The following is a 20,330-nucleotide window of genomic DNA, read 5'->3' as shown; positions in this document are numbered from 1 at the left end:
CAAACTCCGGACGGGCTGGGTATCTCAGCCCGTCCGGCGTTTGAGGACGAGGCCGTTCAGCGGGGGTCTGGGGGCGCAGCCCCCAGAAGGATGGGAACGGGTAGGGGCGGCGGGGGCGAAGAAAAGGGGCCTCAGTCGTCCAAGCCCTCCGCCGCTCTTCTCTCCCTCAGTTCCATGATCGCCCTCCTCCGGGCCAAGCGGTGGGTGCGGCGGATCTGGGCCTCCTGGTAGCGGCGTTCGTCTCGGTCCGTCTCCGGGAGGACCGGGGGGACCCTGCGGGGCTTGCCCTCCTCGTCCACCGCCGCGAAGACCAGGTACGCCGAGCCCACCTGTGTCGCCGGGGTCGACTCGTTCCAGCGCTCCGCCAGGACCCGTACGCCCACCTCCATGGACGTGCGGCCGGTCCAGTTGACCTGGGCCTTCACGTGGACCAGGTCTCCCACCCGCACCGGCTCCAGGAACGCCATCTCGTCCATGGACGCCGTCACCGCGGGGCCCCCGCTGTGCCGGCCTGCAACCGCGCCCGCCGCGTCGTCGACCAGTTTCATGATCACGCCGCCGTGCACCGTACCGAGGAGGTTGGTGTCGGCGTGGGTCATGATGTGGCTGAGGGTGGTCCGGGAGGCGGAGGTCGGCTTGCCCGGGGGCGCCGCTTCTGTGCCGGTGGCCTGGTCTGTCATGGCCCTCACCTTATGCCGGGCGTACACATGGGCGATTTGTGTCAGCTTCGCAACAGCCCTGCTCCTAATTTCCTTCGACCCTTGTATAGGAGACACCCCGGCACTGCACACTGGTCGGCATGAACGATTGGCCTGACGCCTGGTCCGACGACAACCGCAACAACCGGTACGGTCGCGGCAGCGCGAACGCACAGCCCGAGGGTGCGCGCGTGATGCGACAGGTCCAGCGCGGCCAGGGTGGCCAAGGCGGCCAGTACGGGCAGGGGGCCTCCGCACCGCCGTACGGTGGCGGGGTTCCGCAGCAGCAGCCGTACGCCGACGATCCCTACGGGAACCAGAGCGGCAACGGCTACGGCAATGACTACGGCAACGGCGGCTACAACACCGGGCAGGTCTACGGCGGCGGCAGTGGAGGCGGTGCCGTGGGTGGCGGTGGGCGTGGGGAACGGTCGGCTCCCGACTGGCGCAAGCGGATCAAGTGGACCGCCATCACCCTCGTGACGCTGCTGGTCGTCGTCTCCGTCAGCACGTACTTCTGGGCCGACTCCAAGCTGAACCGCGAGGTCGACCTCTCCAAGGTCATCGACCGGCCGGACGCGGGCAAGGGCACGAACTACCTGATCGTCGGCTCCGACAGCCGCGCCGGGCTGTCCGCCGAGGAGAAGAAGAAGCTGCGTACCGGCTCCGCCGAGGGCAAGCGCACCGACTCGATGATGATCCTGCACACCGGCGACAACGGCCCGACCCTCGTCTCCCTCCCCCGTGACTCGGACGTGGAGATCCCGAGCTTCGTCGGCTCCGAGTCCGGCAAGACGTACAAGGGCACCGGCAGGCACGTGAAGCTGAACGCGGCCTACGCGGAGGACGGTCCCGAACTGCTCGTCCGTACCGTCGAGTTCAACACCGGACTGCGCATCGACCACTACGTCGAGATCGGCTTCGCCGGCTTCGCCAACATCGTGGACGCGGTCGGCGGCGTGGAGCTGACCATCCCCAAGGGCGGGATGAAGGACACCAAGTCCGGCGCCAACTTCACGGCGGGCAAGCAGACCCTCAACGGCGAGCAGGCGCTGGCCTTCGTCCGTACCCGGTACGCCCTCGCGGGCAGCGACCTGGACCGTACGAAGAACCAGCAGAAGTTCCTCGCGGCGCTGGCGAGCCAGACCGCGACGCCGGGCACGGTCCTGAACCCCTTCAAGCTGTACCCGACGATGAGCGCGGGCCTCGACACCCTGATCGTCGACAAGGACATGGGCCTGTTCGACCTGGCCGACATGTTCTGGGCGATGAAGGGCGTCACGGGCGGCGACGGCAAGTCCATGAACATGCCGATCTCGGGCTCGACCGGCGGAAACCTCCTCTGGGACAAGGCGAAGGTGAAGACCCTCGTGACCGAGCTGAAGAACGACGACAAGGTCACCGTCACCGGTAACTGAGCGCCATAGCGCCCTAGCGCCATACGTGAGTCGGCCCCTGCCCGGTACTTCGGGCAGGGGCCGACTCACGTCCTCGGGTGTTACGGCAGGTTCCTCGCCATCACGATCCGCTGGACCTGGTTCGTGCCCTCGTAGATCTGGGTGATCTTGGCGTCGCGCATCATCCGCTCCACCGGGTAGTCACGCGTGTAGCCGTAGCCGCCCAGCAGCTGGACCGCGTCCGTCGTGACCTCCATCGCCACGTCCGACGCGAAGCACTTCGCCGCCGCGCCCTGGAAGGTGAGGTCGCTGTCGAGGCGTTCCGAGGCGGCTGCCGCCTGGTACGTCAGGGCGCGGGCCGCCGCGATCTTCATCGCCATGTCGGCCAGCATGAACTGGATGCCCTGGAAGTCCGCGATCGGCTTGCCGAACTGCTTGCGCTCCTTGACGTAGCCCTTGGCGTAGTCGAGGGCGCCCTGGGCGATGCCGAGGGCCTGGGCGGCGATCGTGATGCGGGTGTGGTCCAGGGTCTTCATCGCGGTGGCGAAGCCGGTGCCCTCGTCGCCGATGATGCGGTCGGCGGGGATGCGGACGTTGTCGAGGTAGACCTCGCGGGTCGGGCTGCCCTTGATGCCGAGCTTCTTCTCGGGGGCACCGAAGGAGACGCCCTCGTCCGACTTCTCGACGACGAAGGCCGAGATGCCCTTGCTGCGCTTCGTCGGGTCGGTGACCGCCATCACCGTGTAGTACTCGGACTCGCCCGCGTTGGTGATCCAGCGCTTCACGCCGTTGAGGACCCAGGAGTCGCCCTCGCGGACCGCCCGCGTCTTCATGCCGGCCGCGTCCGAGCCCGCGTCGGGCTCCGAGAGGCAGTACGAGAACATGCCCTCGCCCTTGGCGAGCGGGGTCATGTACTTCTTCTTCAGCTCCTCCGAGCCGGAGAGGATCACCGGGAGGGAGCCCAGCTTGTTGACGGCGGGGATCAGGGAGGAGCTGGCGCAGACCCTCGCCACCTCCTCGATCACGATCACCGTGGCGAGGGCGTCGGCGCCCGCGCCGCCGTACGACTCCGGTACGTGCACGGCGTGCAGGTCGCTGGCGACCAGCGCGTCGTGGGCCTCCTGCGGGAAGCGGGCCTCCTCGTCCACCACCGCGGCGTACGGCAAGATCTTCGCCTCGGCCAGGGAGCGGATCGCGTCGCGGAGCATGTCGTGCTCCTCGGACGGGCGGTACAGGTCGAAATCAGCCGATCCGGCCAAGGTCTCTCACGCTCCAAAGACGCTGTGTGACTGACGTCGTGCGACGCAGGCTGACTGCCAGGCTAACTACCGTTAAGTAACCCAAATTTTAGCGCCCGCCCACGGGACTGATACGTGAGCTTGGCGACAGGGGGAAATCTGCCCGGTGAGGGGCCTTGTGACGCCCCGACTATGCTCGTTGATCGCACGTACGACCCATACCCCAGGAGCACCGATGGCTCTCAAGATCACTGTGATCGGCACCGGCTATCTCGGTGCCACCCACGCCGCCGCCATGGCCGAGCTGGGGTTCGAGGTGCTGGGGCTGGACGTCGTCGAGGAGAAGATCGACCTGCTGCGGCGCGGGCAGGTCCCGATGTACGAGCCGGGGCTGGAGGAGCTGCTGCGCAAGCATGTCGCGGGGATCGAGGGGTCCACCGGGCGGCTGCGCTTCACCATGGACTGGGCCGAGGTGGCCGCCTTCGGCGACGTCCACTTCGTCTGTGTGAACACCCCGCAGAAGCACGGCGAGTACGCGTGCGACATGTCGTACGTCGATGCCGCGATCGAGTCCCTGGCCCCGCATCTCACCTCCCCCGCCCTGGTCGTCGGCAAGTCGACCGTGCCGGTCGGCTCGGCGGACCGGCTGGCCCGGACGATCAGCGGGCTCGCGCCCGCCGGCGCGGACGCCGAGCTGGCCTGGAACCCGGAGTTCCTGCGCGAGGGCTTCGCCGTGAACGACACGCTGCACCCGGACCGGATCGTGGTCGGCGTGCGCAGCGAGCGGGCCGAGAAGCTGCTGCGCGAGGTGTACTCGACGCCGATCGGGGAGGGCACGCCCTTCGTCGTCACCGACTTCCCGACCGCCGAGCTGGTGAAGACCTCCGCGAACTCCTTCCTGGCCACCAAGATCTCGTTCATCAACGCCATGGCGGAGGTCTGCGAGGCCGCCGACGGGGACGTCGCCAAGCTGGCGGAGGCGATCGGGTACGACGACCGGATCGGCGCGAAGTTCCTGCGGGCCGGGATCGGCTTCGGCGGCGGCTGTCTGCCCAAGGACATCCGGGCGTTCATGGCGCGCGCCGGTGAGCTGGGCGCGGACCAGGCGCTGACCTTCCTGCGGGAGATCGACTCGATCAACATGCGCCAGCGCGGCCAGATGGTGGAGCTGGCCCGGCAGGCGCTGGGCGGCGGGCCCTTCCTCGGCAAGCGCGTCGCGGTGCTGGGCGCCACCTTCAAGCCCGACTCGGACGACGTCCGTGACTCGCCCGCCCTGAACGTCGCCGGGCAGATCCACCTCCAGGGCGGCCAGGTGACGGTGTACGACCCGAAGGGCATGACCAACGCGCGCAGGCTCTTCCCGACGCTCGCCTACGCCGACACGGCCATGGAGGCGGTCCGGGGCGCCGACGCCGTACTGCATCTCACGGAGTGGCGGGAGTTCCGCGAGCTGGACCCGGCGGCGCTGGGCGAGGCAGTGTCCCAGCGGCTGATCCTGGACGGGCGCAACGCCCTCGACCCGCAGCTGTGGCGGAAGGCCGGGTGGACGTACCGGGCGATGGGGCGGCCCACGGCCTGAACGACCCCTGGTCCGCGCGCGGGGAGGCCGGTGTCTCCTGAGTGCGGAGGGACGCCGGTCCGGCCGAGGCTCAGTCGGCCGGACCGGCGCCTGGGCCCATTCTCCACATCCCCGCCACACTTCGGGAACCACATTCCAAATCCTGGGCGCCCGCAGCACATGGCCAGCCTGTGCGGGCGCCCTATTTCGCGCGGTACCGCCGCATCTTCGCGCGCGCCCCGCACACCGACATGGAGCACCAGCGGCGCCGGCCCGCGGGGCTGCGGTCGAAGTACGCCCAGTGGCAGTCGGGGAGTTCGCAGGCCTTGAGGCGCAGCCAGGTGCCGTCGGTGAGCGCCTCGGCGACGGCGGCGGCGACGCGGGAGAGCAGCGGGCCCTCCTCGGCGGGGGTCAGGCGGGCCGAGCCGTCCTGTTCGTCGACGGTGACCAACAGGGGTGCGCGGGCGAGCAGTCGACCCAGGGGCTGGACGGTGTCGTGCGGTGGGTGACCGGCGTGGGCGAGGCAGACGGCCCGCAGGGACTCGCGCAGGTCCTTGATCTCCGCCAGCTCGCGCTCGGCGATCTCCTCGATGCCGAAGGGGACCCGTCCCTCGGCGGTGTCCAGCGCGTCCCGGTCCGAGTCCAGGCTCCGGGTGTTCACCAGGGCCTCCACGAGGGCCAGTCCCCCGGGTGCGGACGCGTTCTCGCTCATGTCGCCGACGTTACCTCCTAGGCGCGGGCATACGGTAACCGCTACGGTGAGGGCGTTACCTGATGACACCCATCAATAGGTAACGGTGAAGGCAATCAACGGAGGAAGCCATGCCCATCGCCAAGCTCGAATCCGTCGTACTGGACTGTCCCGACCCCGGCGCGCTCGCCGCGTTCTACTCCGCGCTGCTGGGCGGCACCCCCGTGGTCGAGGAGGACTGGGTCGACCTGCGGCTCCCGGACGGGCCCACGCTGGCCTTCCAGGCCGCCCCCGGCCACGTACCGCCGAAGTGGCCGTCGCCCGACGCCTCGCAGCAGTTCCATCTGGACGTGGCCGTGGCCGACCTGGACGTGGCCGAGCGGGAGGTGCTCGCGCTGGGCGCGAGGCCGCTGGAGACGGAGGACCGGGCGCGTTCCTTCCGGGTGTACGCCGATCCGGCAGGGCATCCGTTCTGCCTCTGCCGGATCGGGTGAGCGTCGGAGGGCCCGGCGGCCGTCAGCCGTCCAGTTCCGCGATGCGGGCCGTGGAGGGCTCGCGGCGCTGCTGGGCGGCCTTGGCCGTGAAGTCGGCGGTGCGCAGGACTCGTTGGACGTTGCCCCAGGTGAGGAGGGCGATGTCGGGTTCGGTCCAGCCTCGGCGCAGGAGTTCGGCGATCAGGTTCGGGTAGCAGGAGGCGTCCCCGAGTTCCTGCGGGTGGGCGCTGCCGGAGTCGTACGTGCCGGACAGGCCGACGCACTCCGGGCCCGCGACCGCGCGGACGTGGTCGAGGTGGTCGGCGACGTCGCGGACGGTCGGCCCGGTCTGCTCGGCCGTCAGCGGCACCAGGCACAGGCCGCCGGCCGCGCCCAGCTCGGCGAGGGTCGCGTCGGGCAGGTTGGCGGGGTGCGGGCGCAGGGCGCGGGCGGCGGAGCGGGTGCACAGGACCGGCGCCTTGGAGATGCGGACGGCGCGGTGGATGGTGGCGTCGGAGGCGCCGGAGAGGTCGGCGAGCACCCCGAGCCGGTTCATCTCGCGGACCACCTCCTCGCCGAACCGGGTGAGCCCGGCCTCGCTCGCCCAGGACGTACCGGAGAGAGTGAGCACGCGCAGGCCCAGCGAGTGCAGGACGCGCAGGATGCCGAGCGAGTCGTCGAGGGCGGCTGCCGCGGCGGGCCCGAGCACGACGGCGACGCGTCCGCAGTTGCGGGCGTCGGTGACCTGGCCGGCGTCGCCCGCGAGCCGCAGGCCCTCGGGGTGGCTGCGGGCGACCGTCTTGACCAGGTCCAACTGCTCCAGGGTGGCCCCGACGGCCCGGTCGACCGCGAGGCCCTCCGGCAGGTGCAGCGCCCAGAACAGCGCGCCGACGTGGCCACGGCGCATCCGGGGCACATCGGTGTCGATGGTGCTCTCGCCCAGCTCCAGGTCGTACCAGGGCAGGTGCCGCAGCGCCCAGGGCAGCCCGCTGTAGCCGTCGGCGACGGGGTGCGCGGCGAGGATGGTGTGGGCGCGGTCGAGGGGGGCGGCGTCCTGGTCGGAAAGGGGCGCGAGGCAGGGCTCCGCGACGAGGGCGTGCTCGTCGAGGTCCGGCAGCTCCGGCAGCTCCGGCAGAGGGGTCGGCGGGGACACCGGCGGGTCGAGTTCCCCGACCTCGGCTGTGATGTGCAGTTCGTCCTGTAGGTCGGCCATGACGGGGCTCCGTACGTCGTGATCTACCTCGTGATCGCAATACGGTCACCGTCGCACGGAGGCGAGGGGGCTACCTGGTGGGTGGGGCGTTCGGGGGTACGCCCCACCCGGGGCCTGTCCTGGCCCCTCGTCTCAGCCGTCCAGCTGCTCCAGCGTGGCGTTGGAGGGGCCGCGCCTCGCCTGTACCTCTTGCGCCACGTCCTCCGCCGCGCCCAGGACCCGCACCGCGTTGCCCCAGGTCAGCTTGGCGAGGTCGGTCCTCGACCAGCGCCGGTCGAGCAGCTCGGCGACGAGGTTCGGGTAGCCGGAGACGTCGTCCAGGCCCTCCGGGGTGAACGCCGTGCCGTCGTAGTCGCCGCCGATGCCCAGGTGGTCGATGCCGGCCACCTCGCGCATGTGGTCCAGGTGGTCGGCGACCGTCGCGACCGTGGCGACCGGGCGCGGGTTCGTCTCCTCGAAGGCGCGGTGGACCTTCATCGCCTCGGGGGTGGTGGCGAGGTGGTGGAGGCCGTGGGCGCGCATGTTGTCGTCGGCGGCGGCCGTCCAGTCGACGGCGGCCTGGAGGACGAACTTCGGTACGAAGGTCACCATGGCCATGCCGCCGTTGACGGGCAGGCGCTCCAGCACGTCGTCGGGGATGTTGCGGGGGTGGTCGCACACCGCGCGCGAGGAGGAGTGGGAGAAGATCACCGGCGCGACGGAGGTGTCCAGTGCGTGCCGCATCGTCGTCGCGGCGACGTGCGAGAGGTCGACCAGCATGCCGAGGCGGTTCATCTCCCGGACCACCTCGCGGCCGAACTCCGAGAGCCCGCCGACGCCCGGTTCGTCGGTCGCCGAGTCCGCCCACGCCACGTTGTCGTTGTGGGTGAGGGTCAGGTAGCGCACGCCCAGCTCGTACAACTGCCGCAGGGTGCCGAGGGAGTTGGCGATCGAGTGACCGCCCTCGGCGCCCATGAGGGAGGCGATACGTCCCTCACGGCGGCCCGCCTCCATGTCGGCGGCGGTCAGCGCGGGCCGCAGTTCGCTGCCGTACCGCGCGATCAACTGACGTACGCAGTCGATCTGTTCGAGGGTCGCGGGCACCGCGTCGGGCAGGTCCGAGCGGACGTACACCGACCAGTACTGCGCGCCGACCCCGCCCTCGCGCAGGCGCGGGAGGTCGGTGTGCAGATGGGCGCCCTGGTGGGTGGCGATGTCGCGGGCGCCGAGGTCGTAGCGGACCTGTTCGCGCAGCGCCCACGGGAGGTCGTTGTGGCCGTCGACGACCGGGAACTCGCGCAGGAGTTCCCGGGCCGCCGCCAACGAGCCGCTCACGGGCGTCACTTGCCGAAGCCGAAGCCGCCGCTGCCCGCGCCGCTCTCGACCTTGGCGCGCAGCCGCTTGCCCTTCTCGGTGGCCTGGTCGTTCAGCTCCTGCTGGAACTCCCGCATCCGGCCGAGGAGTTCCTCGTCGTGCGAGGCGAGGATGCGGGCCGCGAGCAGACCGGCGTTGCGCGCCCCGCCGACCGAGACGGTCGCGACCGGCACCCCGGCCGGCATCTGCACGATCGACAGCAACGAGTCCATGCCGTCGAGGTACTTGAGGGGGACGGGCACGCCGATCACGGGCAGCGGGGTCACCGAGGCGAGCATGCCGGGGAGGTGGGCGGCGCCCCCGGCCCCCGCGATGATCGCCTTCAGCCCGCGCCCGGCGGCCTGCTCGCCGTACGCGATCATCTCGTGCGGCATGCGGTGCGCGGAGACGACGTCGACCTCGTACTCGATCTCGAACTCGTCCAGGGCCTGGGCGGCGGCCTCCATGACGGGCCAGTCCGAGTCCGAACCCATGACGATGCCTACAACGGGGCTCATTCGGTGATGGTCCCTCTCAGATAGCCGGCTGCGTGACGGGCGCGCTCCAGCACGTCGTCCAGGTCGTCGCCGTAGGTGTTGACGTGGCCCACCTTGCGGCCGGGCTTCACGTCCTTGCCGTACATGTGGATCTTCAGCTGGGGGTCGCGGGCCATGCAGTGCAGGTACGCGGAGTACATGTCGGGGTAGTCGCCGCCGAGGACGTTCGCCATGACCGTCCACCTGGCGCGGGGGCGCGGGTCGCCGAGGGGGAGGTCGAGGACCGCGCGGACGTGGTTGGCGAACTGGCTGGTGATCGCGCCGTCCTGGGTCCAGTGGCCCGAGTTGTGCGGGCGCATCGCCAGTTCGTTGACCAGGATGCGGCCGTCGGCCGTCTCGAACAGCTCTACGGCCAGGTGGCCGACCACGCCCAGTTCCTTGGCGATGCGCAGGGCCAGCGCCTCCGCGTGGAGGGCCAGTTCCTCCGCGATGCCCGGCGCGGGCGCGATGACGGTGTCGCACACGCCGTCGACCTGCTGCGACTCGACCACCGGGTACGCGACCGCCTGGCCGTGCGGGGAGCGGACGACGTTCGCCGCGAGTTCCCGTACGAAGTCGACCTTCTCCTCGGCCAGGACCGGGACGCCCGCCCGGAAGGGGTCGGCGGCGTCGGCCTCGGACCGGACGATCCACACGCCCTTGCCGTCGTAGCCGCCGCGGACCGTCTTGAGGACGACCGGGAAGCCGTCCCCCTCGGCCGCGAAGGCGACGACGTCGGCGGGATCCGTCACGATCCGGTGCCGTGGGCACGGCACGCCGATCTCGACGAGTTTCGCCCGCATCACGCCCTTGTCCTGGGCGTGCACGAGCGCGTCCGGGCCGGGGCGGACGGGGATGCCGTCCGCCTCCAGGGCCCGTAGATGCTCGGTCGGGACGTGTTCGTGATCGAAGGTGATCACATCGCACCCCTGCGCGAACGCGCGCAGCGTCTCCAGGTCGCGGTAGTCGCCGACGACGACATCGCCGACGACCTGCGCAGCGGATTCCTGCGGGGTGTCACTGAGGAGCTTGAACCTGATGCCGAGCGGGATGCCCGCCTCGTGTGTCATACGAGCGAGCTGCCCCCCGCCGACCATGCCGACTACCGGGAACGTCACCCTCCAAGAGTATCGGCCCGGCCGTCCCGCCCTCATTACACGCCTGTGACCCCGTACACACAGGCGAGCCCCAGAGGGGGTGGTTAGCATGGCTGGGTTGACGAAATCCCACAGGGCGATCCCACAGACGGGGGCCGACAGACCATGGAACGTGGTTCCAAACGCGGTTCCGACGGGCCGCGTACGAAGCCTCCGGGCGCCGTACGCCGGCGCTTCGACCAGTTCGCGGCCGAGGTCGCGAAGTTCGGGGCGGTGGGCACGGCGGGACTGCTCGTCAACCTCCTCGTCTTCAACCTGGTCCGGCACACGACCGACCTTCCGGTGGTCCGCGCGAGTGTGGTCGCCACGGTCGTCGCGATCTGCACGAACTACATCGGCTTCCGGTACTTCACCTACCGGGACCGCGACAAGAGCGGTCGTACGAAGGAACTGTCGCTGTTCCTGCTGTTCAGCGCGGTGGGGCTGGTCATCGAGAACGGGGTGCTGTACGCGGCGACGTACGGCTTCGGTCTTGACAGTCCGCTGCAGAGCAACGTCTTCAAGTTCGTGGGGATCGGGGTCGCGACGTTGTTCCGGTTCTGGTCGTACCGGACGTGGGTGTTTCGTACGTTGCCCGCGCGGGAGGCTGTGGCGAGTGCGGAGGCGTTCCTGGAGGAGGCGCCTCTCCCCGAGGGTGGGGCGATCCCGGGGCGCCGGAATCAGCGGCAGCGGGTGGGTTGAGCGGGTTCGGTTCGGTGCAGTGCGGTGCGGCGCCGTCGTGGCTGGTCGCGCAGTTCCCCGCGCCCCTGAGGGGCGCCCCCTGAGCGTCACCCGTTAACGCACCGTGCGCTCTTCCTCGCCGCCCTGGTTCTTCTTCAGCGGGGTCCGGGACAGGAAGAGGCCGAAGACCGGGGGCTGCTGCTGGAGCAGCTCCAGGCGGCCCGCGTCGGCCTCTGCCAGGTCTCGGGCGACCGCCAGGCCGATGCCCGTGGAGTTACGGCCGCTGATCGCTCGCTCGAAGATGCGGGCGCCCAGGTCCGCCGGGACGCCTGCGCCCTCGTCCGTGACCTCGATCACCGCCTGGTTGCCGATGACGCGGGTACGCAGGGCGACCGTGCCGCCGCCGTGCATGAGGGAGTTCTCGATCAGGGCGGCGAGCACCTGAGCGACCGCGCCCGGGGTGCCGACGGCCTGCAGATGGCGTTTGCCCGAGCTGACTATGGCCCGGCCCGCGCTGCGGTAGGCGGGGCGCCACTCGGCCAGCTGCTGCTGGATGACCTCGTCGAGGTCGAAGGAGACGGCGGAGCCGGTGCGCGGGTCGCGGGCGTTGGTGAGGAGCCGTTCGACGACGTCCGTGAGGCGTTCGACCTGCGTGAGCGCGATCGTGGCCTCCTCCTTCACCGTGTCCGGGTCGTCGGTGAGGGTGATCTCCTCCAGGCGCATCGAGAGCGCGGTGAGGGGCGTACGGAGCTGGTGCGAGGCATCTGCCGCCAGGCGCCGTTCCGCCGTGAGCATCCGGGCGATACGTTCCGCCGAGCTGTCCAGCACGTCCGCGACCCGGTCCAGCTCCGGGACGCCGTACCGCTTGTGCCGGGGGCGCGGGTCGCCGGAGCCGAGGCGTTCGGCGGTCTCGGCGAGGTCGGTGAGGGGTGAGGCGAGGCGGTTGGCCTGGCGTACGGCGAGCAGGACGGCGGCGATGACGGCGAGCAGCGCGACGGCGCCGATGATCAGCAGCGTGCGGCCGACCTCACGGGTCACGGAGGAACGGGGTTCCTCGACCCGGACGGTCTCGCCCTCCTCGCCGTCCTCCTCGGCGGAGATGACGTCCCCTACGGGCTGGTCCCCGACCTCGATCGGCGCCCTCCCCGGGATGCGTACGACGGCGTACCGGTCCCCGGTGACGAGTCCGCGCAGCACCTTTGAGTTGATCTGCTCGTCACCGAGTATCCGGCTGTCCACGATGCTGGCCAGCCGCACGGCCTCGGAGTCCACCCGCTCCTGAGCACTGGCACTGATCGTCCGCGTCTCGACGATGACGAGGGACACCCCGAACACGGCGATGACGACGAGCACGACAGCGAGGGTGGATTGGATGAGACGACGACGCACGGCCCCTCCGGGCGATGACTGACGGATGGGGGGACGGGCCCTGGGCGCCCCGCAGGGGCGCTTCCAGGGGCGCGGGGAACTGCGCGATCAGCCCCCACCGGCGGCCGGCCGCGCACCGAACAGAACCCCCAGGACGTTACGCGCGTCCAGCCCCGTCAACTCTTCTCGAACCGGAACCCGACACCCCGGACAGTAGCGATGTACCGAGGGTTAGCCGCATCGTCGCCCAGCTTCTTCCGCAGCCAAGAGATGTGCATGTCGAGCGTCTTGGTCGACGACCACCACGTCGTGTCCCACACCTCGCGCATCAGCTGGTCGCGGGTCACCACCCGCCCCGCGTCGCGCACCAGCACCCGGAGCAGGTCGAACTCCTTGGCGGTGAGCTGCAGCTCCTCGTCGCCCATCCACGCCCGGTGCGACTCGACGTCGATCCGCACTCCGTGGGTGGCGGGCGGCTGCTGCGGTTCCGAGGCGCCGCGCCGGAGCAGGGCCCGGACGCGGGCGAGCAGTTCGGCGAGCCGGAAGGGCTTGGTGACGTAGTCGTCGGCGCCCGCGTCGAGGCCGACGACGGTGTCCACCTCGTCGGCGCGCGCGGTCAGGATGAGGATCGGGACGGTCAGCCCCTCGGCACGCAGCCGGCGGGCCACTTCGAGGCCGTCCATACCGGGCAGTCCCAGGTCGAGCACGACCAGGTCGATACCGCCCTGGATGCCTGCGTCGAGCGCGGTCGGTCCGTCCTCGCGCACCTCGACCTCGTAACCTTCCCGGCGCAGTGCGCGGGCCAGCGGCTCCGAGATGGACGCGTCGTCCTCAGCGAGCAGTACACGGGTCATGACCTGATGGTAGACCGCCCTGGACGCCGTCTGGGGTGTGACCAGGCGTTCTTGCTTCTTACCTTCGGACGCTATGACGGGTACGCCCCGCACGACGCGGCCGGTGAACACCGCACCCCCACCACCGGACCTGTGTCTCTGCGATGAGATCCTGTCTCTTACCTTCGAATAAGCGACTGCCGCGCACCCGTCACCTGTGATCCGCGTCTCAAGTCCTTTCATTTACCATAGTGAACTGTCGTATGGTGAAAGCAGCTCTTAACGGCACCTGGGGACCTTTGGCGAATTATCTGCCGAAGGTCTTTTTTCGTGCGCCCCGACAGCAAGGAACGACCCATGGCGTCCAGCCTGACGAAGGACTCCCCCGTCTCCGGACGGTCCTTCTTCGGCCACCCCCGCGGACTGGCCACGCTCTTCATGACCGAGATGTGGGAGAGGTTCTCCTACTACGGCATGCGGGCACTGCTCCCCCTGTACCTGATCGCGCCGAGCGGACTGCACCTCAGCGCCACGGCCGCGACCGCGATCGGCTCCGTCTACGTCTCGCTCGTCTATCTGCTCGCCCTGCCGGGCGGCTGGTTCGGCGACCGGGTCTGGGGTCCCCGGAAAACCGTCGCCGTGGCGGGCGGCATCATCATGCTCGGCCATCTGACACTGGCCCTGCCCACGGCGGGCACCTTCTACGCCGGGCTCGGGCTCGTGGCGATCGGCTCGGGTCTGCTCAAGGCCAACATCTCCACCATGGTCGGCCACCTGTACGACGGCCCGGACGACCCGCGCCGCGACGGCGGCTTCACCGTCTTCTACATGGGCATCAACGCGGGCGCCTTCGCCGCGCCGCTGGTGATCGGCACGATCGGCGAGAAGGTCGACTGGCATCTGGGCTTCGCCCTCGCCGCGCTCGGCATGGCGCTCGGCCTCGCCCAGTTCCTGCTGGGCAGCCGCCACCTGGACGCGCGCTCCAGCGTCGTCCCGACCCCGCTGTCCGCCGCCGAGAAGTCGGCGACGCTGCGCAAGGCGGGCCTCTGGGCGGGCATAGCGGCCGTGTTCTACGCGTTCGTCGGCTTCTCCGGCCACTACACGCTGAACTGGGTCATGGTCCCGCTGATCCTGCTCGGTCTGATCGTCCCGGTGGTCGTCCTGGCCCGTATCAAGCGCGACAAGGACCTCGGCAAGGCCGAGCAGTCGTCGATGTCGGCGTACATCTGGTTCTTCGTCGCCGCCGCCGTCTTCTGGATGATCTACGACCAGGGCGCCACGACCCTGTCGATCTTCGCCGACGGCAAGGCCGAGAACACGGTCTTCGGCTGGGAGTTCCCGGTCTCCTGGTACCAGTCGGTGAACCCGGTGCTGATCATGGCGCTGGCCCCGGTCTTCGCCTGGTTCTGGCTGGCGCTGAACCGGATGGGCAGGGAACCGAGCACGATCGTGAAGTTCGCCTCGGGTCTCGTCCTCGTCGGCGTCTCGTTCTTCCTCTTCCTGGCGCCGCTGTCGATCGCCGGGGACGGCCACAGGGCGGCGGCGATGTGGATCGTGGCGATCTACTTCGTCCAGACGGTCGGCGAGCTGACCCTCTCCCCGGTCGGTCTGTCGGTCACGACGAAGATGGCCCCGGCGAAGTACGCCTCCCAGATGATGGGCGTCTGGTTCCTGGCGGTCACGGCGGGCGACGCGACGACCGGCCTGCTCTCGGTCGCGGGCGTCAACCTCGACCGGATGGGCGTGGTGGCCCTGGAGGCGGTCCTCGCCGTGGCGGCGGGCGCGGCGGTCTGGGCGTACCGCGACAAGGTCAAGCGGCTCATGGGCAGCGTCAACTGAGCCTCAACTGGCCATGCTCGACAGTTGGTTGTACGCGGCTGGGGCCGCCGTGTCCGGACGGGCGCGGCGGCTCCGGCCGTTTCGGCGGTACGTCGGTCAGCGGGCACGGCCGGCCTGCAACGCGCCCCCCGCCGAACGTGTCAACCCGGCCCTGTCCGCGACGTTTTCACCCGGTTCAGGCGTCATGCTCGTGGCCCAGGCATTCGCCGGTACCGCCCGCCCGAGGAGTGAACCCGCATGACGACGACCACCCTCCCCCTGCTCCCCCGCCGTGTCCCCGCCCCCGTCGCCCGCCGTACCGCCCCGCTCCCGGCGCCGGTTCCGCCGCCCGGCGTCTGGGCCGAGCCCACCGTCGAGGTCCTGCGCTCGCTCGCGTCGGCGCTCGCCAGGTGGTCGGCGTGACGGCGGTGCCCGCCGGGGCGGAGCCGGCGCCCTGCGATGTGTGCGAGGCGCTGGCCGCACAGCGGGACGCGGCACGGGAGGCCGGGCGCGCTGGTGAAGTCGTCGACTGTGAGCGGGAGTTGAGCGAGCACGGCCGGCATGTGCGGGAGTGCGCGCCCTGACCCCGCGCCGGCCCGGCCTGGCAGTCCTGGATGCCGGACCCCGCCCGGAGATGGTGCTCCGGAGCGGGGTCCTGACGTTTCCTCGGGTCAGCCGTCAGCGGTCAGCCGTCAGCGCAGGCGCTTACGGCCCGGCATGAAGGTGAACACCGCCACGCCAGCCAGGATCGCCGTCCCGGCGACCAGGCCCAGCGCCTTCAGGGCGCCGTTGTCCTCGGCGCCCGTGTTCGCGAGGCCGCCACTGGTCGACGTACTGCCGGAGCCGGAGGTCGTGCCGCCCGATGTCGAGGAGCCGCCGGAGGCTCCGCTCGCCTGTTCCTCGGTGTCCAGGGTGAGGGAGACCATCGTGGTGGTGGGCGTGCAGGTGGTCGTCGTGCCGAGGGCGCTCACCGTCAACACGCCTGGTGCCAGGGTCGATTCACCGGTCGCGCCCGGCTTGTAGGTGCCGGTCATGTCGGAGATCGTCATCGGGTCGCCGGTCTTGATCGGGTCGGCGTTGGCCGGGCCCTCGACATGGACCGTGCCCGTGTCGGACCCGCCCAGGACGACCTCCATGGACGGCTTCACCGAGTCCGCCGGAAGGTCGGCGGGACTGTTCATCACCGAGCCCTTGAACTGGACCGTGAGGTCGTAACTCCCGCCGTTCTTCTTGGCGTTGATCTGGATCGGCGAGGTCACGTCCTTGTCGCCGATGGGCGTCACGCACTTGTACGGGACCTGCACGAGGTCGCCGGTGAAGTCGGTCTGGCCGTCGTCCGACGGGCTCGCCGAGCTGCTCGCCGACTCGCTCTCGCCGTCCGTCGGGGTCGGGGTCGAACTCGGGGTCGGGGACTCGGAGTCGGTGGGGGTCGGGGTGGGTGTCGTCGTCGGGGTGGGGGTCGGGCTGGTCGAACCGCCGTCCCCCGCCGTCACCTTGATCGTCACCGACGGCTGCACGGTCTCCGTCGGCGCACACTTGGTGTCCGTGCCGAAGGCGTTGATCGTGTAGGCGTCCGGCGTCAGCGTCACGTCCCCCGCCGTCGTCAGCTTCACCTTGCCCTTCATGTCGGACAGGACCATCGCCCCGCCCTTGGGGATCGCCGGGTTCTCGCGCGGCCCGGTCATCGCGACGTCGGCGGTCTGCGCTCCGGCCGCCTTCAACACCCCGCTGGGCTGCACCGAGTTGGCGGGCAGGTCGATCAGGTCGGGGTTCTTGGAGGCGGCCTGGGTGAACTTCCAGACCACGTCGACCTCGTCGCCCACCTTCGCCGTCGCGGGCGCGGTGATCTGCACCTTGGTGGTGCCGTTGACGGGGTCGAGGCCGGAGGCCGCCGGGGGCACGCATCTGGTCGCGTACGACACCTCGGCGGCCTGGGCGGGCCCCGCCGCGGCCATGCCCAGCAGGACACCGCCCGCTCCGCCGAGCAGCAACAGGGCCCCTGCCGCACTCGCGCTCCGTCTCCGTTGCGTTCTCACGTGTTCCCCTTCGTCTTCGTCGTGCTCGTCGTCGGAGTGCTCGTGGTGTTCGTGGTGTTCGCGACGCCTGCCGTGGTCGTCGCCTCTGCCGTGGTCGCCGTGTCCGCCGCGCTCGTCGTGGTCGTCGTGCTCGTGCCGGGGTCGGCGTCCGGGGTGAACCACGGCAGGGCCGAAGTGGCCTCCACGGGCGCGGAGTTGTCCGGGTGCGGAGAGTCGGCGTCCGGGTCACTGCGTACGGGCCGCCCGCCGCGCGGCCGTACCCGGTCCACCACCGCCATCCCGACGCGGAACAGCGCGGCCGGTACGACGACCGCGGCCAGGAACCAGAACAGGGTCACGCCCCAGGGCCGGCCCACGCCCCACGGCTGCTCGGCGAGCACCTTGCCGCCGTACCGCAGTGAGATCGAGTAGTCGCCGTGCGCCCCGCTCGCCAGGGAGACAGGTACCTCGACGCGGGCCTTCTTCCCCGGGCCGATCGTGCCCTGCCACTGCTGTTCGTCCCACTGCGGGGCGAACACCCCGTGGGCGGTGCCGACTTGGAAGACCGGGTCCTTGACGGCCGCCGTGCCGAGGTTGCCGACGGTGACGACGAGGGTGCGGGTGGGCGGTGCCCCGAACCAGGTCAGCAGCCCGCTCGAACCGTCGAGCCGGGGGGTCGTGAGCACGGTGAGGCGTCCGGTGCCGACCGCGTCGGGCAGCGGCTCGACGGCGTGGCCGGCCACCGCGAACACCGCGTCTGCGGCCGTGTCGGACGATCCGGTCACCGTCGTCACATGGACCACGCACGGGCACGGCACCGGCGGGCCGACCACCGGCAGGCTCTGGCTGAAGGCGCCCTGGGTGTCCGTGGTGACGGCTCTGCCGTCCGCGTTGGCACAGGAGTTGGTGCCGCCGATGACTCCCCGGGACGGCTCGGACCGGCCGCAGATCAGCATCATCAGCAGCGTCTTCGGCCGCCAGCCGGTCCCGGTCACGATGATCGAACCCCCGGTCGCCGCCTGCGACTTGGAGACCTTCACGGTCGGCCCGTCGGCCGCCGCGGCGGTCGTGGCCGACAGGGGGCCGGGCAGCAGGAAGGCGAGCGCCAGTGCCGCCGCCACCAGTGCGGGAATCCGCCGCTTCACGTCATCGCCCCTGTCAGCTCGTCCGCCAACCGCCCTTGCCCGTACGTCGGTTCGCCGTGCCCACGGCCTCGCGCGCAGCGGCGGCTGCCGTGGTCGACCGGCCGTGCCTCAGCGGCGTACCGTCTGCCCGTCCCGTGCCGTCGGATTGCGGCGGGTCAGCCACAGGGCGCCCGCCGCGCCCACGAGCAGGACCGTGCCGCCGAGGGTGCCCAGTGCGATCACCGAGTCCTCGGGGCCGGTCTGCGGGAGTTCGGAGCCGCCGCTCGTACCGCCCGACCCGCCGGTGCTGCTCGAACCGCCCGTGCTCCCGCCGTCCGAGGCGCCCGTGACGTCGAGCGTCAGGGACGGGCCGGGGTTGTTGGTGGGCGTGCACGTGGTGGTCGTACCGAGGGCCTTGATGGTGAGGATGCCCGCGGTGAAGGTGACCTTGCCGTTCTTCGCCGGTTTGTAGGTGCCGCTCAAGTCGCTGATCTTTATGGGGGTGTTGGCGGGCACCGCCTCGGCGTTCGCGGGTCCGCTGACGTTCAGGGTGCCGCTGTCCGCGCCGCCCAGCTTGATCGTGGCGCTCGGGTTCATCGCGCCCTTGCCGAGTTCCACCGGGCTGGACGAGACGCCCTTCTGCCAGGACATGGTGATCTGGTAGGCGCCGCCGCTCTCCACCGCCTTGATGTCGATGGGCGAGAGGGCGCTCTTGTCGCCGATCGGCGTCTTGCACTGGTAGTTGACGTCCACGACCTCGGCCCGGGCGGCGGGGGCGGCCAGCAGCACCGCCGATCCGGCCAGGGCCGCGACAGAGGCGAGCGCGGCGCTTCGTTTCGGGTGCGTGCGGCGGCATGTCCGGTGGTACGACATCGTCGTCCCCCATTCCTGGCGGTCCGGCAGCGTTTCTGACGGCACATCAGATCGCGGATCGGCCGTCAAGGTACGCCGGGGAACTAGGAGAAGGAAGACACAGCGCACACCGGATCGGCGGAAAATCGACCGCGCCCGGCGGGATCCCGGTGGGGTGGCGGAGGCCCAGCGGCAGCGGTCACGCCGGAGCGCCCAGCTCCGCCCACACCTTCTTGCCCGCGACGCCCGGGGTCCGTACGACCCCCCAGTCCAGGCACAGCCGCTGCACGATGAACATGCCGTGGCCGCCCGGGCGCCCGGCGCGGTGCGGGGTGCGCGGGGCGGGCTGGCCGGTGCCCCGGTCGGCGACCTCGACGCGGATCACCTTGTTGTCGCAGGTGATCCACATCTCGTCCGGGCCGTCGGCGTGCAGACAGGCGTTGGTGACGAGTTCGGAGACGACGAGCAGCACGTCCTCGGCGGCGGCACGCCGGTCGGCGGTCTCGGCGGGCAGCCAGCCCCAGGCGTACAGCGCCTGCCGGGCGAAGTCCCGGGCGAGCGGCACGACTCCGCTCTCACCGCCGAGACTCAGACTGCGGGTCTGCCGACCCCCGGAAGCGCCGCTGGACTCGGCGGACTCCGGAGAGCCCGGCGAGTCGGGCCGGGTGGTGCTCATCAGCGCTTCACCTCACCGATTCACCAATTCACGTACACGGTCGTCGTTGCGCGCGGTTCACCGCGCACAGTTCACTACGCATCACTACGCACGCCCTTGTGCGCATATTCAGGATGTCTCCTGCCCGGCAGGACCGACAGAACACCCCTTGGACGTCGCACATGGGAAGGCTAGGCCGACTCGGGCGGTTCATCGGCCAGGGCGTCGGCGAGCGAGTCGTGCACGGTGAACACCGCGTCCGCCCCCGTGATCTCGAACACGCGCGCGACCACCGGCTGCATTCCGGCCAGATGGACCCCGCCGCCGGCGGCCTCCGCCTTCAGCCGGGCGCCGAGCAGTACGTTCAGGCCGGTGGAGTCGCAGAACTCCAGCCGTTCGCAGTCGACGACCAGCCGCGCGAGACCCTTCGCGAGGCAGTCCTCAAGCGGCTCACGCAGCAGATCGGCGGTGTGGTGATCCAGCTCACCCGCCGGAGTCACGACGGCGCTGGAGCCCTCCTGCCGCACTTCGACAAGTAGCCGGCCAGACTGTGCGCTGCCGACCGTCCCGCGGTCCATGCCGTCTGTCTCCCGAGGTCTTGGCTGCTCGCCGGCGCTCGCCCGCGCCCGCAGATGTCCTCGAACACTACGCCTTCCTCACACTCTCCGACACCTGAACTAACGCCCATATATGGACATACCGCAAGGGAACG

At 70.6% G+C, this 20,330-nt stretch carries 21 protein-coding genes; 7 read left to right on the top strand and 14 right to left on the bottom strand.

The features are described from left to right. Nucleotides 1–131: 131 nt before the first annotated feature. Nucleotides 132–680, bottom strand: coding sequence for an acyl-CoA thioesterase (locus CW359_RS30580; protein ID WP_198655445.1), 549 nt, complete (start codon nt 678–680; stop codon nt 132–134). Nucleotides 681–799: 119 nt separating this feature from the next. On the opposite strand from CW359_RS30580, the gene CW359_RS30575 reads away from it, so the two are divergent. Beyond that, nucleotides 800–2,116, top strand: a complete 1,317-nt coding sequence (locus CW359_RS30575; protein ID WP_105973421.1) for an LCP family protein — start codon at nt 800–802, stop codon at nt 2,114–2,116. An 80-nt stretch (nt 2,117–2,196) separates the two neighbouring features. On the opposite strand, the gene CW359_RS30570 is transcribed toward CW359_RS30575, so the two are convergent. Next, a complete protein-coding gene (locus tag CW359_RS30570) occupies nt 2,197–3,354 on the bottom strand; it encodes an acyl-CoA dehydrogenase family protein (protein ID WP_105973420.1) in 1,158 nt (385 codons plus the stop codon). Between the two features lie 214 nt (nt 3,355–3,568). Between CW359_RS30570 and CW359_RS30565 the strand changes: the two genes are divergently transcribed. Further along, nucleotides 3,569–4,912 (top strand): UDP-glucose dehydrogenase family protein, encoded by a 1,344-nt coding sequence (locus CW359_RS30565; RefSeq protein WP_105973419.1) that lies wholly within the window; start codon nt 3,569–3,571, stop codon nt 4,910–4,912. 181 nt (nt 4,913–5,093) lie between these two features. Here the strand turns inward: CW359_RS30565 and CW359_RS30560 are convergent, their stop codons facing one another. Next, nucleotides 5,094–5,603 carry a CGNR zinc finger domain-containing protein gene (locus tag CW359_RS30560; RefSeq protein ID WP_105973418.1) on the bottom strand — a complete coding sequence of 170 codons (510 nt, stop codon included), beginning with the start codon at nt 5,601–5,603 and terminating at the stop codon, nt 5,094–5,096. Nucleotides 5,604–5,713: 110 nt separating this feature from the next. On the opposite strand from CW359_RS30560, the gene CW359_RS30555 reads away from it, so the two are divergent. Then, nucleotides 5,714–6,076, top strand: a complete 363-nt coding sequence (locus CW359_RS30555; RefSeq protein ID WP_105973417.1) for a VOC family protein — start codon at nt 5,714–5,716, stop codon at nt 6,074–6,076. Between the two features lie 22 nt (nt 6,077–6,098). On the opposite strand, the gene CW359_RS30550 is transcribed toward CW359_RS30555, so the two are convergent. From CW359_RS30550 to CW359_RS30535, 4 genes are all read right to left on the bottom strand, one after another. Then, the gene (locus CW359_RS30550; RefSeq protein WP_105973416.1) at nt 6,099–7,268 is read right to left on the bottom strand and encodes a dipeptidase; all 1,170 of its coding nucleotides are present in this window, start codon (nt 7,266–7,268) and stop codon (nt 6,099–6,101) included. Between the two features lie 132 nt (nt 7,269–7,400). Beyond that, the gene (locus tag CW359_RS30545) at nt 7,401–8,582 is read right to left on the bottom strand and encodes a dipeptidase (RefSeq protein ID WP_105973415.1); all 1,182 of its coding nucleotides are present in this window, start codon (nt 8,580–8,582) and stop codon (nt 7,401–7,403) included. Nucleotides 8,583–8,587: 5 nt separating this feature from the next. Further along, nucleotides 8,588–9,118, bottom strand: coding sequence for a 5-(carboxyamino)imidazole ribonucleotide mutase (gene purE / locus CW359_RS30540; RefSeq protein WP_105973414.1), 531 nt, complete (start codon nt 9,116–9,118; stop codon nt 8,588–8,590). Further along, nucleotides 9,115–10,254: a 5-(carboxyamino)imidazole ribonucleotide synthase gene (locus CW359_RS30535; RefSeq protein WP_105973413.1), complete on the bottom strand. Its 1,140-nt coding sequence runs from the start codon at nt 10,252–10,254 to the stop codon at nt 9,115–9,117. Before CW359_RS30535 ends, purE begins: the two co-directional genes overlap by 4 nt. Nucleotides 10,255–10,398: 144 nt before the next feature. Between CW359_RS30535 and CW359_RS30530 the strand changes: the two genes are divergently transcribed. Beyond that, nucleotides 10,399–10,974 (top strand): GtrA family protein, encoded by a 576-nt coding sequence (locus CW359_RS30530; protein WP_105973412.1) that lies wholly within the window; start codon nt 10,399–10,401, stop codon nt 10,972–10,974. 93 nt (nt 10,975–11,067) lie between these two features. Here the strand turns inward: CW359_RS30530 and CW359_RS30525 are convergent, their stop codons facing one another. Next, a complete protein-coding gene (locus CW359_RS30525) occupies nt 11,068–12,342 on the bottom strand; it encodes an ATP-binding protein (protein ID WP_105973411.1) in 1,275 nt (424 codons plus the stop codon). Nucleotides 12,343–12,497: 155 nt separating this feature from the next. Further along, nucleotides 12,498–13,175, bottom strand: a complete 678-nt coding sequence (locus CW359_RS30520) for a response regulator transcription factor (RefSeq protein WP_006383781.1) — start codon at nt 13,173–13,175, stop codon at nt 12,498–12,500. Between the two features lie 336 nt (nt 13,176–13,511). Between CW359_RS30520 and CW359_RS30515 the strand changes: the two genes are divergently transcribed. The 3 genes from CW359_RS30515 to CW359_RS45470 all read left to right on the top strand — a co-directional run bounded on the left by CW359_RS30515 (nt 13,512) and on the right by CW359_RS45470 (nt 15,556). Then, entirely contained in the window at nt 13,512–14,993 is a 1,482-nt protein-coding gene (locus tag CW359_RS30515) for an oligopeptide:H+ symporter (protein WP_105973410.1), read from the top strand. 237 nt (nt 14,994–15,230) lie between these two features. Beyond that, entirely contained in the window at nt 15,231–15,395 is a 165-nt protein-coding gene (locus tag CW359_RS45475) for a hypothetical protein (RefSeq protein WP_157968664.1), read from the top strand. Then, nucleotides 15,392–15,556, top strand: coding sequence for a hypothetical protein (locus CW359_RS45470; protein ID WP_157968663.1), 165 nt, complete (start codon nt 15,392–15,394; stop codon nt 15,554–15,556). Before CW359_RS45475 ends, CW359_RS45470 begins: the two co-directional genes overlap by 4 nt. 108 nt (nt 15,557–15,664) lie before the next feature. Here CW359_RS45470 and CW359_RS30510 read toward each other — a convergent pair whose 3' ends face one another. From CW359_RS30510 to CW359_RS30490, 5 genes are all read right to left on the bottom strand, one after another. Further along, nucleotides 15,665–16,960, bottom strand: a complete 1,296-nt coding sequence (locus CW359_RS30510; protein ID WP_105973431.1) for a hypothetical protein — start codon at nt 16,958–16,960, stop codon at nt 15,665–15,667. Nucleotides 16,961–17,004: 44 nt separating this feature from the next. Beyond that, entirely contained in the window at nt 17,005–18,132 is a 1,128-nt protein-coding gene (locus tag CW359_RS30505; RefSeq protein WP_105973409.1) for a hypothetical protein, read from the bottom strand. A 108-nt stretch (nt 18,133–18,240) separates the two neighbouring features. Further along, nucleotides 18,241–18,984 carry an LPXTG cell wall anchor domain-containing protein gene (locus tag CW359_RS30500; protein ID WP_105973408.1) on the bottom strand — a complete coding sequence of 248 codons (744 nt, stop codon included), beginning with the start codon at nt 18,982–18,984 and terminating at the stop codon, nt 18,241–18,243. Nucleotides 18,985–19,162: 178 nt separating this feature from the next. After that, a complete protein-coding gene (locus CW359_RS30495; RefSeq protein WP_105973407.1) occupies nt 19,163–19,639 on the bottom strand; it encodes an ATP-binding protein in 477 nt (158 codons plus the stop codon). Between the two features lie 170 nt (nt 19,640–19,809). After that, nucleotides 19,810–20,196: an STAS domain-containing protein gene (locus tag CW359_RS30490; RefSeq protein WP_105973406.1), complete on the bottom strand. Its 387-nt coding sequence runs from the start codon at nt 20,194–20,196 to the stop codon at nt 19,810–19,812. Between the last annotated feature and the right edge of the window lie 134 nt (nt 20,197–20,330).

The organism is Streptomyces geranii, assembly GCF_002954775.1.
Classification (GTDB): Bacteria; Actinomycetota; Actinomycetes; order Streptomycetales; family Streptomycetaceae; genus Streptomyces; species Streptomyces geranii.
This window is presented reverse-complemented; position numbering and strand designations above follow the sequence as displayed.

Excerpts from the sequence above, each read along its gene's own strand:
- CW359_RS30580 (WP_198655445.1), bottom strand. The coding sequence starts at position 680 with ATGACAGACCAGGCCACCGGCACAGAAGCGGCGCCCCCGGGCAAGCCG.
- CW359_RS30575 (WP_105973421.1), top strand. The coding sequence starts at position 800 with ATGAACGATTGGCCTGACGCCTGGTCCGACGACAACCGCAACAACCGG.
- CW359_RS30565 (WP_105973419.1), top strand. The coding sequence starts at position 3,569 with ATGGCTCTCAAGATCACTGTGATCGGCACCGGCTATCTCGGTGCCACC.
- CW359_RS30560 (WP_105973418.1), bottom strand. The coding sequence starts at position 5,603 with ATGAGCGAGAACGCGTCCGCACCCGGGGGACTGGCCCTCGTGGAGGCC.
- CW359_RS30555 (WP_105973417.1), top strand. The coding sequence starts at position 5,714 with ATGCCCATCGCCAAGCTCGAATCCGTCGTACTGGACTGTCCCGACCCC.
- CW359_RS30550 (WP_105973416.1), bottom strand. The coding sequence starts at position 7,268 with ATGGCCGACCTACAGGACGAACTGCACATCACAGCCGAGGTCGGGGAA.
- purE (WP_105973414.1), bottom strand. The coding sequence starts at position 9,118 with ATGAGCCCCGTTGTAGGCATCGTCATGGGTTCGGACTCGGACTGGCCC.
- CW359_RS30530 (WP_105973412.1), top strand. The coding sequence starts at position 10,399 with ATGGAACGTGGTTCCAAACGCGGTTCCGACGGGCCGCGTACGAAGCCT.
- CW359_RS30520 (WP_006383781.1), bottom strand. The coding sequence starts at position 13,175 with ATGACCCGTGTACTGCTCGCTGAGGACGACGCGTCCATCTCGGAGCCG.
- CW359_RS30515 (WP_105973410.1), top strand. The coding sequence starts at position 13,512 with ATGGCGTCCAGCCTGACGAAGGACTCCCCCGTCTCCGGACGGTCCTTC.
- CW359_RS45475 (WP_157968664.1), top strand. The coding sequence starts at position 15,231 with ATGACGACGACCACCCTCCCCCTGCTCCCCCGCCGTGTCCCCGCCCCC.
- CW359_RS30500 (WP_105973408.1), bottom strand. The coding sequence starts at position 18,984 with ATGTCGTACCACCGGACATGCCGCCGCACGCACCCGAAACGAAGCGCC.
- CW359_RS30495 (WP_105973407.1), bottom strand. The coding sequence starts at position 19,639 with ATGAGCACCACCCGGCCCGACTCGCCGGGCTCTCCGGAGTCCGCCGAG.
- CW359_RS30490 (WP_105973406.1), bottom strand. The coding sequence starts at position 20,196 with ATGGACCGCGGGACGGTCGGCAGCGCACAGTCTGGCCGGCTACTTGTC.